Annotated in this window: 13 protein-coding genes; 11 read left to right on the forward strand and 2 right to left on the reverse strand. The window is 61.7% G+C overall.

Features of this window, described 5'->3' with window-relative positions:
- Positions 1–312 precede the first annotated feature (312 nt).
- The gene (locus HX830_RS27685) at positions 313–1,533 is read right to left on the reverse strand and encodes a CaiB/BaiF CoA transferase family protein (RefSeq protein ID WP_177103855.1); all 1,221 of its coding nucleotides are present in this window, start codon (positions 1,531–1,533) and stop codon (positions 313–315) included.
- Positions 1,534–1,550: 17 nt separating this feature from the next.
- Positions 1,551–2,732 (reverse strand): acyl-CoA dehydrogenase, encoded by a 1,182-nt coding sequence (locus HX830_RS27690; protein WP_100940044.1) that lies wholly within the window; start codon positions 2,730–2,732, stop codon positions 1,551–1,553.
- A 158-nt stretch (positions 2,733–2,890) separates the two neighbouring features.
- Between HX830_RS27690 and HX830_RS27695 the strand changes: the two genes are divergently transcribed.
- From HX830_RS27695 to HX830_RS27745, 11 genes are all read left to right on the forward strand, one after another.
- Complete coding sequence (locus HX830_RS27695) at positions 2,891–3,811, forward strand: LysR family transcriptional regulator (RefSeq protein ID WP_177103857.1); 921 nt, start codon at positions 2,891–2,893, stop codon at positions 3,809–3,811.
- Between the two features lie 417 nt (positions 3,812–4,228).
- Entirely contained in the window at positions 4,229–5,350 is a 1,122-nt protein-coding gene (locus tag HX830_RS27700) for a Re/Si-specific NAD(P)(+) transhydrogenase subunit alpha (RefSeq protein WP_177103859.1), read from the forward strand.
- A gap of 15 nt (positions 5,351–5,365) precedes the next feature.
- A complete protein-coding gene (locus HX830_RS27705) occupies positions 5,366–5,689 on the forward strand; it encodes an NAD(P) transhydrogenase subunit alpha (protein WP_003187010.1) in 324 nt (107 codons plus the stop codon).
- Complete coding sequence (locus HX830_RS27710; protein ID WP_100940040.1) at positions 5,689–7,125, forward strand: NAD(P)(+) transhydrogenase (Re/Si-specific) subunit beta; 1,437 nt, start codon at positions 5,689–5,691, stop codon at positions 7,123–7,125. The genes HX830_RS27705 and HX830_RS27710 overlap by 1 nt, the downstream gene beginning before the upstream one ends.
- Before the next feature lie 181 nt (positions 7,126–7,306).
- Positions 7,307–8,800: an acetyl-CoA hydrolase/transferase family protein gene (locus tag HX830_RS27715; protein WP_103496300.1), complete on the forward strand. Its 1,494-nt coding sequence runs from the start codon at positions 7,307–7,309 to the stop codon at positions 8,798–8,800.
- 319 nt (positions 8,801–9,119) lie between these two features.
- Positions 9,120–9,335 carry a DUF1127 domain-containing protein gene (locus tag HX830_RS27720; RefSeq protein ID WP_100940038.1) on the forward strand — a complete coding sequence of 72 codons (216 nt, stop codon included), beginning with the start codon at positions 9,120–9,122 and terminating at the stop codon, positions 9,333–9,335.
- Positions 9,336–9,715: 380 nt separating this feature from the next.
- The gene (locus HX830_RS27725; protein ID WP_103496299.1) at positions 9,716–10,033 is read left to right on the forward strand and encodes a DUF2388 domain-containing protein; all 318 of its coding nucleotides are present in this window, start codon (positions 9,716–9,718) and stop codon (positions 10,031–10,033) included.
- Between the two features lie 65 nt (positions 10,034–10,098).
- Positions 10,099–10,392, forward strand: a complete 294-nt coding sequence (locus HX830_RS27730; protein WP_177103862.1) for a DUF2388 domain-containing protein — start codon at positions 10,099–10,101, stop codon at positions 10,390–10,392.
- Positions 10,393–10,419: 27 nt separating this feature from the next.
- Entirely contained in the window at positions 10,420–10,740 is a 321-nt protein-coding gene (locus HX830_RS27735; protein WP_103496297.1) for a DUF2388 domain-containing protein, read from the forward strand.
- On the forward strand, positions 10,737–12,704 hold the full coding sequence (locus tag HX830_RS27740) for a DUF7844 domain-containing protein (protein ID WP_177103864.1): 1,968 nt from the start codon (positions 10,737–10,739) through the stop codon (positions 12,702–12,704). The genes HX830_RS27735 and HX830_RS27740 overlap by 4 nt, the downstream gene beginning before the upstream one ends.
- A gap of 289 nt (positions 12,705–12,993) precedes the next feature.
- Positions 12,994–14,301 (forward strand): CitMHS family transporter, encoded by a 1,308-nt coding sequence (locus HX830_RS27745; RefSeq protein WP_177103866.1) that lies wholly within the window; start codon positions 12,994–12,996, stop codon positions 14,299–14,301.
- Positions 14,302–14,380 lie beyond the last annotated feature (79 nt).

Here is a 14,380-nt window from a genome sequence, read left to right on the forward strand (position 1 = left end):
AAGTGGGGCGAATTATAGAGCCACAGAATTTCCCGTCAACGCTTATTTTCACTTTTCTGTCATAAAGGTCAAAAACAGTGCGCGTCCCGGGTTTTGCGGTGTCTGTACTGACGCCTTCGCGGGCAAGCTCCGCTCCCACAGTCTCCAGGCCTGACCGATAGTTCGCGGTGTGACTCGATCCCGTGGGAGCGGAGCTTGCCCGCGAAGCTTTTAGCGACCTCAAGGAGGTCATCACCTGTAAGCCGGACGCCAACAAGGACGGTGCATGCCTCAAGCCTTGTGGTGCTTCTATATAGAAGAGAACGGGACGCCTTAGAGGACTCCCGCTTCACGCAATGCCGCGACCGCCTCCGGCGCCAGGCCCAACACCCGCTGCAACACCTCCAGCGTGTGCTCACCCAATAGAGGAGGGGCGTTGCGATACTCCACCGGAGTCGCGGACAACCGGATCGGACTCGCCACCTGCGGCACCACTCCCGCCAGCGGATGCGGCAACTCTACCGCCAGGCCACGGGCCTGCACCTGGGGATCGGCGAACACCTGCGACAGATCGTTGATCGGCCCGCATGGCACACCCGCCTGCTCCAACTGTGTCACCCACTCGGCCGTGGTCTTGAACACCGTCGCCTGGCGAATCAACGGAATCAGCACCGCCCGGTTGGCCACCCGCTGCGTATTGGTCTTAAACCGTGGATCGTCCGCCCACTGCGGCTGACCCGCCACCTCGGCAAACTTGCGGAACTGTCCGTCATTGCCCACCGTCAGGATGAAATCACCATCAGCCGTCGGGAAGTCCTGATACGGCACGATATTCGGATGGGCATTACCCAGACGCTTGGGCGCCACTCCGGTGGTCAGGTAGTTCATGGCCTGGTTCGCCAGGCACGCCACCTGCACATCCAGCAACGCCATATCGATATGCTGGCCGCCGCCACCCTGATCGCGATGGGCCAGGGCCGCCAGAATCGCCACCGTGGAATACAACCCGGTCAGAATATCGGTCAACGCCACACCCACCTTCACCGGCCCGGCACCTTCATCACCCTCGGGCCGACCGGTCAGGCTCATCAGCCCACCCAGCCCCTGGATCATGAAGTCATAGCCGGCACGCTTGGCATAGGGTCCGGTCTGACCGAAGCCGGTGATCGAGCAATAGATCAGCTTCGGGTTGAGCGCCTTGAGCGACCCATAATCCAACCCATAAGCCGCCAAGCCACCCACCTTGAAGTTCTCGATCAGGATATCGGACTTGGCCGCCAGCTCCCGCACCAGACGCTGCCCCTCGGGCTGGGTGAAATCGATGGTCACCGACTGCTTGTTACGGTTGGCCGACAGATAATAAGCCGCCTCCGTGGTGTTCTCGCCGTAGGCGTCCTTAAGGAAGGGCGGCCCCCAGGCACGGGTATCGTCGCCATTACCCGGCCGCTCGACCTTGATCACCTCCGCCCCAAGGTCCGCCAGGATCTGGCCGGACCAGGGCCCGGCCAATACTCGCGACAAATCCAGCACTCGCAGATGCGATAGCGCGCCCATGAGCCAAGCTCCTTCTATTAATAGAACGCCTGGAGGCCGGTCTGCGCGCGCCCGAGGATCAGCGCATGGACGTCATGGGTCCCTTCATAGGTATTCACCACTTCCAGGTTCACCAGATGACGGGCGATCCCGAACTCGTCGGAGATGCCGTTGCCACCGAGCATGTCACGAGCCATACGGGCGATATCCAGGGACTTGCCGCAGGAATTGCGCTTCATGATCGAAGTGATTTCCACCGCCGCGGTACCTTCATCCTTCATCCGCCCCAGACGCAGGCAGCCCTGGAGGGCGAGGGTGATCTCGGTCTGCATATCGGCCAGCTTCTTCTGGATCAGTTGGGTCGCCGCCAATGGCCGGCCGAACTGTTGACGGTCCAGGGTGTACTGGCGAGCGGTGTGCCAGCAGAACTCGGCGGCGCCCAGTGCCCCCCAGGAAATGCCATAACGCGCGGAGTTGAGGCAAGTGAACGGGCCTTTCAAGCCACGCACTTCAGGGAAGATGTTCTCTTCAGGGACAAACACGTTATCCATGACGATCTCACCGGTGATCGATGCCCGCAGGCCGACCTTGCCGTGAATCGCCGGAGCACTCAGCCCCTTCCAGCCTTTCTCGAGCACGAAACCACGGATATCCCCGGCATCGTCCTTGGCCCAGACCACGAACACATCGGCGATCGGGCTGTTGGTGATCCACATCTTGCTGCCGGTCAGGCTGTAGCCGCCGTCGACCTTGCGTGCACGACAGATCATCGCGCCCGGGTCGGAACCATGGTTCGGCTCGGTCAGACCAAAACAGCCAATCCATTCGCCGGAGGCCAGCTTCGGCAGGTACTTCTGCTTTTGTGCCTCGGTGCCGAACTCATTGATCGGCACCATTACCAGGGAAGACTGCACACTCATCATCGAGCGATAGCCCGAATCGACACGCTCGACTTCCCGGGCGATCAGGCCGTAGCTGACATAGTTCAGCCCGCTGCCACCGTACTCCACCGGAATGGTCGCACCCAACAGGCCGACTTCGCCCATTTCACGGAAGATCGCCGGGTCGGTCTTTTCATGACGGAAGGCTTCGAGCACCCGTGGCGCCAACTTGTCCTGGGCGAATTGCTCGGCCGTGTCGCGGATCATGCGCTCATCGATGGTGAGCTGTTGATCCAGCAGCAGGGGATCGATCCAGTTGAAGCTTGCCTTGGCGCCCATGGGTGAGTCCTCGTGAAGTCAGTGAAAAAGGTCTGGACTGATCCTAGGCGCCACCCAGCCATCCGGCAAACGAGGATTTCGCATACTGTTGTGCTAATTTCTCACTCCGAAAAGCTTTCAACCGCTATTTAGCACCACCTTTAGTGAGGTTGCCGTACATGCGCCGCAAAATCCCCAGTACCACCGCACTGATCAGCTTCGAAGCCGCGGCCCGTCACGAGAGTTTTACCAAGGCCGCCCAGGAGCTCTCCCTCACTCAAGGTGCCATTTGCCGACAGATCGCCAGCCTGGAGGAGTTTCTTGGCGTCGAACTGTTCCGACGCTCCCGACGCGGCGTAAAGCTGACCGAAGCAGGGCTTTCCTACAGTCGGCGGGTCGCCACGCAGCTGGACGCGGTGGAACGCGACACGCTGTCAGTCATGGGGCAGCAGGGCGCCAACGTCATCGAACTGGCCGTGGTCCCGACCTTCGGCACCCAATGGCTGCTGCCCAGGCTCAAGGACTTCCAGCAGCAGCACCCGGAAGTCACCGTCAACCTGACCAACCGCACCCGACCGTTTCTTTTCGCCGATACCGACTTCGACGCCGCGATCTACTTCGGCGATGCCGACTGGTCGGGTACCGAGTCCCATCGGCTGATGGGCGAGAACCCCATGCCGGTGTGCAGCCCCAGCCTGCTGGGCAGCCAGCAAAGCCTCAGCGCCACGCGGATCGCCGAACTGCCGCTGCTGCAACAGACCACCCGACCCTATGCCTGGCGCCAGTGGTTCAACGCCCAGGAGCTGAATGTGCCGCGGGACATGACAGGCCCGCGTTACGAGCTATTCTCCATGCTGGCCCAGGCCGCCATGCACGAGATGGGCGTCGCGCTGATTCCACCCTTCCTGATCCAGCGGGAACTGGAAGAGCGGCGCCTGGTGATCGCCAACCCCAATGCGTTGTCCAGCATCAAGGCGTATTACCTGATGATTCCCGAGCGAAAGGTCGAATCGGCGTCCTTGCGCGCTTTTCGTGACTGGCTGGTAAACCAGGCGCACGGCTATAGCCTCCTGTCTTCAAGGCCCACAGCAATTACCTGACCCTGTAGTCAGTTACTCTTAATACCTACAGATATAACAATATGTCGCCTTTAGGCAGACTGTACCGATACCCGCAAATTTGGTACGAAAGTGCCTGCCAGCAAGGCTTGTAAGGCCTATTTCCGTCCAATACCGACTCATTCACGCCACCGATTCGAATTTTCTTCAATTCCAGCCAGAATCCTTGTGAGCCCCCTGTATTATGGGCTCATGGCGTTTACATGCGACATTTGGTCACAGCGTGACTTGTAGTTAATCTTGCGTCACCTTTCAGAATATCTTGAAGGGTGTGGTTTTCACCTGCAAAATGCCGCGCCCCGCCGACAAATCCGGCGGGATCGTGCTGATCGGCCGCTCCAGACGCACCATCCGCAGTGCGCTGGCCTCTTATAAAAAAGATCACGCAGGAGATTTGACGTGCACATTGGTGTTCCTCTCGAAACCCAGACGGGTGAAACCCGGGTTGCTGCAACCCCGGAAACCATCAAGAAGCTGATCGGCCAGGGTCATAAGGTCACTGTGCAAAGCGGCGCCGGGCTTAACGCCAGCGTTGTCGACAGTGCCTATGAAGCGGCGGGGGCGGCCATTGGCAACGCCAACGACGCCTTTGGCGCCGAGCTGATCCTCAAGGTGGTGGCGCCCAGCGACAGCGAACTGACGCTGATCAAGCGCGGCACCGTCCTGGTGGGTATGCTCAATCCGTTCAACAACGAAACCCTCGCCAAGCTCGCCGAACACGGCATCACCGCCTTTGCCCTGGAGGCCGCGCCACGCACCTCCCGCGCCCAGAGCCTGGATGTGCTGTCGTCCCAGGCCAACATTGCCGGCTACAAGGCAGTGTTGCTGGCGGCCCATCACTACCCGCGCTTCATGCCAATGCTGATGACGGCGGCGGGTACCGTGAAAGCGGCGCGCGTGCTGATTCTGGGGGCGGGCGTGGCCGGCCTGCAGGCCATCGCCACCGCCAAGCGCCTGGGTGCGGTGATCGAGGCCTCTGACGTGCGCCCTGCGGTAAAGGAACAGATCGAATCCCTCGGCGCCAAGTTCGTCGACGTGCCTTATGAGACCGATGAAGAACGCGAATGCGCGGTCGGCGTCGGCGGTTATGCCCGGCCGATGCCCGCCAGCTGGATGCAGCGCCAGGCCCTGGCGGTGCACGAGCGCGCCAAGCAGGCCGATATCGTCATCACCACCGCGCTGATCCCCGGTCGCAAGGCGCCGGTGCTGCTGAGCGCCGAGACCGTCGCGCAGATGAAGCCCGGCTCGGTGGTCATCGACCTCGCGGCAGCGCAAGGCGGCAACTGCCCGCTGACCTTGGCGGACCAGGTGGTGGTCGAAAATGGCGTGACCATTTGCGGCCCGACCAACCTGGCCGGCGCAGTCGCGGCGGATGCTTCGGCACTCTATGCGCGCAACCTGCTGGACTTCCTCAAGCTGGTCTTCAACAAGGAAGGCCAATTCGAAGTGAACCTCGAAGACGACATCGTCGCCGCGTGCCTGATGTGCCGCGACGGCCAAGTCATCCGCAAAAACGCCTAAGCAGGGATTCAGACGATGGAAGAGCTTATCTCCCCCGGTATCTACAACCTGATCATCTTCGTGCTGGCGATTTATGTCGGTTACCACGTGGTCTGGAACGTTACACCTGCGCTGCACACGCCCTTGATGGCGGTGACCAACGCAATCTCGGCGATCGTCATCGTCGGCGCCATGCTGGCCGCCGCCCTGACCGTGACCCCGCTGGGCAAGACCATGGGCACCCTGGCCGTCGCGCTGGCGGCGGTCAATGTGTTCGGTGGCTTCCTGGTGACCCGCCGCATGCTTGAGATGTTCAAGAAAAAAGCCCCGAAAGCGGTAAAAGAAGAGGCGCCCAAGTAATGAGCATGAATCTCGTCACGACGCTCTACCTGATCGCGTCGATCTGCTTTATCCAGGCCCTCAAGGGCTTGTCGCACCCGACCACGTCAAGGCGCGGCAATCTGTTCGGCATGCTCGGCATGGCCCTGGCGATCCTCACCACCATCGGCCTCATCTATAAGCTGGGTGCCGAGCTGGCCACGGCCGGCATCGGCTACGTAATCGTCGGCCTGCTGATCGGCGGCACCGCCGGTTCGATCATGGCCAAGCGGGTCGAGATGACCAAGATGCCGGAACTGGTCGCCTTCATGCACAGCATGATCGGCCTGGCGGCGGTGTTTATCGCCATCGCCGCGGTGGTCGAGCCGCAATCACTGGGTATCGTCAAACAGCTGGGGGATTCGATCCCGCCGGGCAATCGCCTGGAGCTGTTCCTCGGTGCCGCGATCGGTGCGATTACCTTCTCCGGTTCCGTGATCGCCTTCGGCAAGCTGTCGGGCAAGTACAAGTTCCGCCTGTTCCAGGGCGCACCGGTACAGTTTGGCGGGCAGCATAAACTGAACCTGCTGCTGGGCCTGGCCACCCTCGGCCTCGGCCTGACCTTTATGCTCACCGGCAACCTCAATGCCTTCGCCCTGATGCTGGCCCTGGCCTTCGTCCTCGGCGTGCTGATCATCATCCCCATCGGCGGCGCCGACATGCCGGTGGTGGTGTCGATGCTCAACAGCTACTCCGGCTGGGCCGCGGCGGGGATCGGCTTCTCGCTGAACAACTCGATGCTGATCATCGCCGGCTCCCTGGTGGGTTCAAGCGGTGCGATCCTCTCGTACATCATGTGCAAGGCCATGAACCGCTCGTTCTTCAACGTGCTGCTCGGCGGCTTCGGCAACACGGCCGACGCAGCGGGCCCGGCCGGTTCGAAGGAAGCCCGTCCGGTGAAATCCGGCTCGGCGGATGACGCCACCTTCCTGCTGACCAACGCCGACACCGTGATCATCGTGCCCGGCTACGGCCTGGCGGTGGCCCGGGCACAGCATGCGCTCAAGGAACTGACCGAGAAGCTGACCCACCGTGGCGTGACCGTGAAATACGCGATCCACCCGGTGGCAGGACGCATGCCCGGGCATATGAACGTGCTGCTGGCCGAGGCCGAAGTGCCTTACGACCAGGTGTTCGAGATGGAAGACATCAACTCCGAGTTCGGCCAGGCCGACGTGGTGCTGGTGCTCGGCGCCAACGACGTGGTCAACCCGGCGGCGAAGAACGATCCGAAATCGCCGATTGCCGGCATGCCGATTCTCGAGGCCTTCAAGGCCAAGACCATCATCGTCAACAAGCGCTCCATGGCCAGCGGTTATGCCGGCCTGGACAACGAACTGTTCTACCTCGACAAGACCATGATGGTCTTCGGCGATGCGAAGAAGGTCATCGAGGACATGGTCAAGGCTGTCGAGTAAAAGCTTGCGCTAACGCAATATCGAAAACCCCGGCCTCCCGTAGGCTGGGGTTTTTCTTTGCCCGCAAAAAACCGACCAAAGGCGCTGAATCCTCAATCGGCATTCGACCTTGGTCGCGCGGCGAAACTTTTTGAAACCTCTAGACTGCGCATCTTGCTTCCGTTGCCTGAGATAACACGCCATGTACCGTGATCGTATTCGCTTGCCTTCGTTGTTGGACAAGGTCATGGGCGCAGCCGACGCTGCCGCCCTGATTCAGGACGGCATGACCGTCGGCATGAGCGGCTTCACCCGCGCCGGTGAAGCCAAGGCCGTGCCCCATGCACTGGCCGAGCGCGCCAAGACGTCGCCGCTGAAAATCACCCTGATGACCGGTGCCAGCCTGGGCAACGACCTCGATAAACAGCTCACCGAAGCCGGCGTGCTGTCGCGCCGTATGCCATTCCAGGTGGACAGCACCCTGCGCAAGGCGATCAACGCCGGCGAAGTGATGTTTATCGACCAGCACCTGTCGGAAACCGTCGAGCAACTGCGCAACAAGCAGCTCAAGCTGCCGGACCTGGCGGTGATCGAAGCCGTGGCCATCACCGAAGAGGGGCATATCGTGCCGACCACTTCGGTGGGCAACTCGGCCAGCTTCGCGATCTTTGCCAAGCAGGTGATCGTCGAGATCAACCTGGCGCACAATCCGAACCTGGAAGGCCTGCACGACATCTATATCCCCAGCTACCGGCCGACCCGCACGCCGATCCCGCTGGTAAAGGTCGACGACCGCATCGGTAGCACCGCGATCCCGATCGACCCGGCCAAGATCGTTGCCATCGTGATCACCAACCAGCCCGACTCGCCGTCCACCGTCACCCCGCCAGACGACGACACCCAGGCCATTGCCAGTCACCTGATCGCCTTCCTCAAGGAAGAAGTGGCCGACGGGCGCATGACCAACAAGCTCGGCCCGCTGCAGGCCGGGATCGGTAACATCGCCAACGCGGTGATGTGCGGCCTGATCGACTCGCCGTTCGAAGACCTGACCATGTACTCCGAAGTGCTGCAGGACTCGACCTTCGACCTGATCGACGCCGGCAAGCTGTCCTTCGCCTCCGGCAGCTCGATCACCTTGTCGAGCCGGCGCAACAGCGATGTGTTCGGCAACCTGGAACACTATAAAGACAAGCTGGTACTGCGCCCGCAGGAAATCTCCAACCACCCGGAAGTGGTGCGGCGCCTGGGCATCATCGCCATCAACACCGCCCTGGAGTTCGACCTGTACGGCAACGTCAACTCCACCCACGTCTGCGGTACGCGGATGATGAACGGCATCGGCGGCTCCGGCGACTTCGCCCGCAACGCGCACCTGGCGATCTTCGTCACCAAGTCCATTGCCAAAGGCGGGGCCATTTCCAGCGTGGTGCCCATGGTCAGCCACGTCGACCACACCGAGCATGACGTGGATATCCTCGTCACCGAAATCGGCCTGGCCGACCTGCGCGGCCTGGCGCCACGGGAACGGGCGAGGGTGGTGATCGACAACTGTGTGCATCCGGACTACCGCGAAGCCCTGAACAGTTACTTCAATCGTGCCTGTGCCCTGGGCGGTCACACCCCACACATCCTCCGTGAAGCACTGAGTTGGCACATCAACCTGGACGAAACCGGGAAGATGCTGCCGAGCTGATTGATACAGTTGGGCGCTGACGCAAACACAGTTTCGTCAGCCCCTCTGCATTTCTCGGTAATGTGAGAAAAACTGTACTGCTGTACCGGTCATTTCCCACCTTGAATCACCTCGGATCTCCCTCGGCCAGACTAAAATGCACCATTTAGAGGCAGACAGGTACAGTTGCCTCAGTTTCGAGCAGTACAGCACCCTTAAACAGTTAACTGAGCCCTCACAATACAGATGAACTGTATCTACAGAGACTAGGCAAAGAGGAGGATCATTGGCATCAGTTAAACCACTACCTAATCCCGCCACAAGCGGAAGGATGCTAATCATGGAACGTACACTCAGTTCCGACATGTTCTACGAAAACACCGCTACTGACGCTCAAGCTTCGATGCCTCTGCGCGTTCTCGCCAACCTGATGTTGTGGCAGCGCCGCATTGCCAGCCGCCATCAACTGGCTCGCCTGGATTCGCGTCTGCTGGCCGATGCCGGGATCAGCGAAGCACAGCGTTACGAAGAGTTGAGCAAGCCGTTCTGGCGCTAAGCAGCGCTCGCTGGCCCTGACCCACCGGGTCCACCGCCAGCACCCGAATTGAAAAAACAGAGCCCGTCGCGGGAAACCGCGACGGGCTTTGTCGTTTCCGGCAAGTGGATTTCAGGAAAAGGCGCGAGAAAACGCCAGACAGGTACAGTTATATAGATATAAAAATATACCAGTACACTTTTGCTCAACCTGAACGAACGCCTCTAAACCGCGGATCAGCCGACGAAACTCGCTTTCAGCAGGCAGGGAACTCTGTCTAATATCGCGGTCTTAGGTAGCCAGCAGCGCGGAATGTGCGTCTGAGGTTTATCGTCCATTGTGTTCGAGTGGCGGCCTTTATCCGCTGCCACCGTTCCTCTTCATACCCCTGGAGATTCACCATGTCCCGCCTTCGCCTGCTGAGTGCCGCCGCCCTGTTGACCCTGGCCAGCGCCGCCCATGCCAGCAGCTTTATTGTCACCACCGACTCGTTGGTCGGCGCCCTCAAGGCCACTTCCGACGCCTCGTCCGATGCCACCTCGTCGTTGCGCGACAACAAGATCGTGCGTGCGGCCCAGGATGACGCCGCCAGCTTCGTCGCCAGCAATGGCCAGATCCGCAGCGTGAAGCTGGAAAGCGCCTTCGACACCATCCGTCGCCAGGCCCCGCAATTGCAGGCCAGCGATGCACAGTTGGCCCAGGCGATCCTGGCCATCTGAAACCCTGGCGCATGGGCCGTGGATTCCGCTAGCCTGGGCGCTCGCTCAATAAGACATAGAGACCCATGCGTTCACTCACCTTATTGTTCATAGCGCTCGCCTGGATCAGCCAGGCCCAGGCCTTCGACCTGACCACCCAGACCCTGGTCGGCAGCGGTTATGTCACCAGCCAAGTGACCACCGCGCCCTTCGACCGTAAACTGATACTGGCCGCCCAGGATGACGCAGCCGCTTTTGTAGCCAGCGATGGCCAACTGCGCGGCGCGCAACTGGAGTCGGCCCTGGCGTACCTGCGCCGAACCCAGCCAAAACTTCATGCCAGCGACCTTGAACTGGCCCAGGCAATTCTCGTCCAATAGTCACTTTGCATTCCCGGAGACCTTTACATGCGTACCCCCCTGATCGCCGCCGCCCTCGGCCTGCTGTTGCTGACCGACGTGGCTTCGGCGCACACCCTGGTGGCTACCAGCAATATGCTTGTACGGGCCACGGGCCGTACCCTCGACTTCACCTCGGACACCACCACCTCGATCCGCGACTCGAAAGTGGTCCGGGAAGCCCACGACGACGCCGCCAGTTTCGTCGCCAGCCAGGGCGATATCCGTGGGGCCCACCTGGAAGCCGCCTTTGCCGCCTTGCGTACTGAAGTGCCAGGCGCCCGTGACGCCAGCGATCAAGACCTCGCCGAAGCCATTCTCGCCCTGTGAGATTACTCACCGGCGGGCTGCTGGCCTGCGCCCTGTTGCTGTTCGGCAACGCGGCCCAGGCCAGCCTGCAATTGCACCTCAAGACCGAAGGTCTGAGCCCGGCCGAGCAACAGGCCAGCCAAGTGTTGATCGATGAGGCCATGGCCCATCTGCCGCCGCGTTTTATCGAACAGCTGGACCGCAGCATTGATTTTGTCTGGTCGACCCAGATGCCGGACAACGCCTACGGCGAGGCCTCATTGGTCTCCGAAGTGGACCTCAATCGCAGGCTGTTGCCCGGCCTGGTGGACGGTTCGGCCGCGACGAAAAAAACCAATCGGTCCCACGGCACCGTGCGCGAGGAAATGCTCGCCACCGTTCTTCACGAACTGACCCATATTTATGACCGCGCCCGCTTGTGGCCCGACGCCGAACGGACGCTGATCCAGCGCTGCACCCAGCGTGACAGCAATACCGGCCTGGTCGGCCTGCCCGATCAATGCCGGGGCCAGACCGGCCGACGCTTTACCCTCAGCGATGACCCGCGCCTGCTCGACCTCGCCGGCTGGCCACAAGTGGTCGGCACCCGTGGCCAGCGGGAACAGCGCAACAGCCAGGTCGTGCGCAGCCCGGATATCTACGAGACCACCAATCCCAAGGAGTTCGTCGCGGTCAATATGGAGTACTTCCTCCTCGACCCGGCCTACGCCTGTCGCCGTCCGGCACTGTATCGCTACTACCAGGAACGCTTCGGTTGGGCGCCACCGGCCAAGGACAGCTGCGACCGGGCGTTCCCGTTCCTCAACGCCGGCAATGACTTCGGCAAGACGCCCCTGGGCAAGATCGACCCCGAGCGGGTCTACGAAGTCGACTACCTGCTGGCCGAAGCCAACCAGAACTGGGTCAGCCGCTGGGGCCACAGCATGCTGCGCCTGGTGATCTGTGCCCCGGGCCGGCCACGGGGGCCGGATTGCCGGCTGGATCTGGACCAGCACCTGGTGCTGTCCTATCGCGCTTTCGTCAACGACGTCCAGCTTTCGACCTGGGGTGGGCTGAACGGGGCCTATCCGTCGCGGCTGTTCGTCTTGCCGCTGTCCCAGGTGATCGACGAATACACCAAGACCGAACTGCGCAGCCTGGCCTCGGTGCCGCTGAAGCTGTCGCGCAAGGAAATCGAGGAAGTGGTCGAGCATGCCGCCGAAATGCACTGGAGCTACGACGGCAACTACTACTTCATCAGCAACAACTGCGCGGTGGAGACCTTGAAGCTGTTGCGCAGCGGCAGCGACAACGCCCAGCTCAAGGGCCTGGACAGCATTGTCCCCAATGGTTTGCTGGAGGTACTCAAGGGCCGTGGCCTGGCCGACACCAGCGTGCTCGACGATCCCCGTGAGGCCTTGCGCCTGGGTTACCGCTTCGACTCCTACCGGGATCGCTACCAGGCCATGTTCGATGTCTTGAGAAAACAGTTGCCGATCAAGCAGGAAACCGTCGAGGACTGGTTGTCGCAGCCCGCCGAAGCCCGGCGCCCATGGTTTGCCCAGGCCAACCTGCGGGCCAGCGCGGCCATGCTGTTGTTGGAGCAGGCGAGCTTTCGCCGACAGTTGCTGCTGGCCCAGGACGAGGTGAAACAGAAGTACCTCGGTGCCCGCGACATCAAGCTCAAGGACAACGACATGGACAAGGCCAACCGCACCTTGCAGGAGATCCTTGCCAACAGTGGCTACCTCAGTCGTCCGGCGGAATTGCTCGGCAGCAGCGGCTACGGCTTGCCACAACCGTCCGAGTGGAAGCGCCTGGAAGCCGAGAGCAGCCAGCGCCAGCAGCAATTGCAACGGCTGACCGGCGACCTCGACAAGGAGATCCGCAAGTTGCTGGACCCGGCCCGGGAAGCGCAGATCGAGGCCAGCGAAACCAACCTGAAGATGGTCGGCGAACACCTGCGGGCGCTGCACAAGGCGGCGGGCGGGTTGGAGCTGCCCTGACCGCGCAGCTCGACGACGCCTCCACAGTTTTTTCTCCCCCAAGCCGCCAGCGAAAGCTGGCTGAAAGCTTGCCCCTTTAGCATCACCTCACCGCCGGCACCAGACCGGTCGGCCGTGGCGCGTCTTGAAGACGCTCGACGGCCCCTTCACAACAATAAGATGGTGATACCGATGTCCGCTACGACCCGCCTGTTCGCTGCAACTCCGTTCGTCCCTTTCGCGCCGCTCGCCCAGCACTGACCCCAGTCGCTTCGCCTTTCCCCAGCCGCGTTACGCCCGGAGCCTCCCCATGCTGACTTTCCTTGGCTTTGCCATGGTCATTACCTTCATGTACCTGATCATGACCAAGCGCCTGTCCGCGCTGATCGCCCTGATCATCGTACCCATTGTCTTCGCCCTGTTCGGCGGCTTTGCCGCGGGGATCGGCAAGATGATGATCGACGGCATCACCAAGCTCGCGCCCACCGGCGTGATGCTGATGTTCGCCATCCTGTATTTCGCCCTGATGATCGACTCCGGCCTGTTCGACCCGGCCGTGCGCAAGATCCTCAAGCTGGTCAAGGGCGACCCGCTGAAAGTCTCGGTGGGCACCGCCGTGCTGGCCCTGGTGGTGTCCCTCGACGGGGACGGCGCCACCACCTATATGATCTGCGTCGCCGCCATGCTGCCGCTGTACAGCCGCATCGGCATGAGCCCGCGGATCATGGCCGGGCTGATCATCCTCGCCGGCGGGGTGATGAACATGACCCCCTGGGGCGGCCCGACCGCCCGTGCCGCCAGCGCGCTGCACGTCGACCCCTCGGATATCTTCGTGCCGATGATCCCGGCCATGCTCGCGGGAGTGCTGGCGATCCTGGCCATCGCCTACTTCTATGGCCTGCGCGAGCGAGCACGCCTGGGCGAACTGCATGTTGTCGGCGATGAAGTCGACCACAGCGAAATCAGCGTCTCGCAATACCCCGACGCCCGCCGGCCGAAACTGATCCTGTTCAACGGCGCCCTGACCATCGCCCTGATGGGCGCGCTGATCGCCGGTCTCCTGCCGTTGCCGGTGCTGTTCATGGTGGCGTTCAGTATCGCCATGATCGTCAACTATCCCTGCCTGCAACAGCAGAAGGAGCGCGTCGCCGCCCACGCCGGCAGTGTGCTGGCAGTGGTCGGGCTGATCTTCGCCGCCGGGATCTTCACCGGTATCCTGTCCGGCACCGGCATGGTCGACGCCATGTCCAAGAGCCTGCTGGCGGTGATCCCGCCGGCACTCGGCCCTTACCTGGCGCCGATTACCGCGCTGGTGAGCATGCCGTTCACCTTTTTCATGTCCAATGACGCCTTCTACTATGGCGTGCTGCCGGTACTGGCCGAAGCCGCCAGCCATTACGGCATCAGCGCGGTGGAAATGGCCCGTGCCTCGATCGTCGGCCAGCCCGTCCACCTGTTGAGCCCGCTGGTGCCCTCGACCTACCTGCTGGTGGCCCTGGCCGGTATCGAGTTCGGCGATCACCAGCGCTTCACCCTCAAGTGGGCGGTGCTGGTGTGCCTGTGCATCCTGCTGGCCGCCTTGTTGCTGGGGACCTTTCCGCTGTACGGCAGTCTATAAGGCAATGATTCACTGTCGCGTCGGCGCCGGACTTCAGAAGCTGAAGCCCGGCGCCGATACGGCTCAAATACTCGTTCAA

The sequence above is a fragment of the Pseudomonas gingeri genome (assembly GCF_013385425.1).
GTDB lineage: Bacteria > Pseudomonadota > Gammaproteobacteria > Pseudomonadales > Pseudomonadaceae > Aquipseudomonas > Aquipseudomonas gingeri_D.

Excerpts from the sequence above, each read along its gene's own strand:
- HX830_RS27685 (WP_177103855.1), bottom strand. The coding sequence starts at position 1,533 with ATGGGCGCGCTATCGCATCTGCGAGTGCTGGATTTGTCGCGAGTATTG.
- HX830_RS27695 (WP_177103857.1), top strand. The coding sequence starts at position 2,891 with ATGCGCCGCAAAATCCCCAGTACCACCGCACTGATCAGCTTCGAAGCC.
- HX830_RS27690 (WP_100940044.1), bottom strand. The coding sequence starts at position 2,732 with ATGGGCGCCAAGGCAAGCTTCAACTGGATCGATCCCCTGCTGCTGGAT.
- HX830_RS27705 (WP_003187010.1), top strand. The coding sequence starts at position 5,366 with ATGGAAGAGCTTATCTCCCCCGGTATCTACAACCTGATCATCTTCGTG.
- HX830_RS27715 (WP_103496300.1), top strand. The coding sequence starts at position 7,307 with ATGTACCGTGATCGTATTCGCTTGCCTTCGTTGTTGGACAAGGTCATG.
- HX830_RS27720 (WP_100940038.1), top strand. The coding sequence starts at position 9,120 with ATGGAACGTACACTCAGTTCCGACATGTTCTACGAAAACACCGCTACT.
- HX830_RS27730 (WP_177103862.1), top strand. The coding sequence starts at position 10,099 with ATGCGTTCACTCACCTTATTGTTCATAGCGCTCGCCTGGATCAGCCAG.
- HX830_RS27710 (WP_100940040.1), top strand. The coding sequence starts at position 5,689 with ATGAGCATGAATCTCGTCACGACGCTCTACCTGATCGCGTCGATCTGC.
- HX830_RS27725 (WP_103496299.1), top strand. The coding sequence starts at position 9,716 with ATGTCCCGCCTTCGCCTGCTGAGTGCCGCCGCCCTGTTGACCCTGGCC.
- HX830_RS27735 (WP_103496297.1), top strand. The coding sequence starts at position 10,420 with ATGCGTACCCCCCTGATCGCCGCCGCCCTCGGCCTGCTGTTGCTGACC.
- HX830_RS27745 (WP_177103866.1), top strand. The coding sequence starts at position 12,994 with ATGCTGACTTTCCTTGGCTTTGCCATGGTCATTACCTTCATGTACCTG.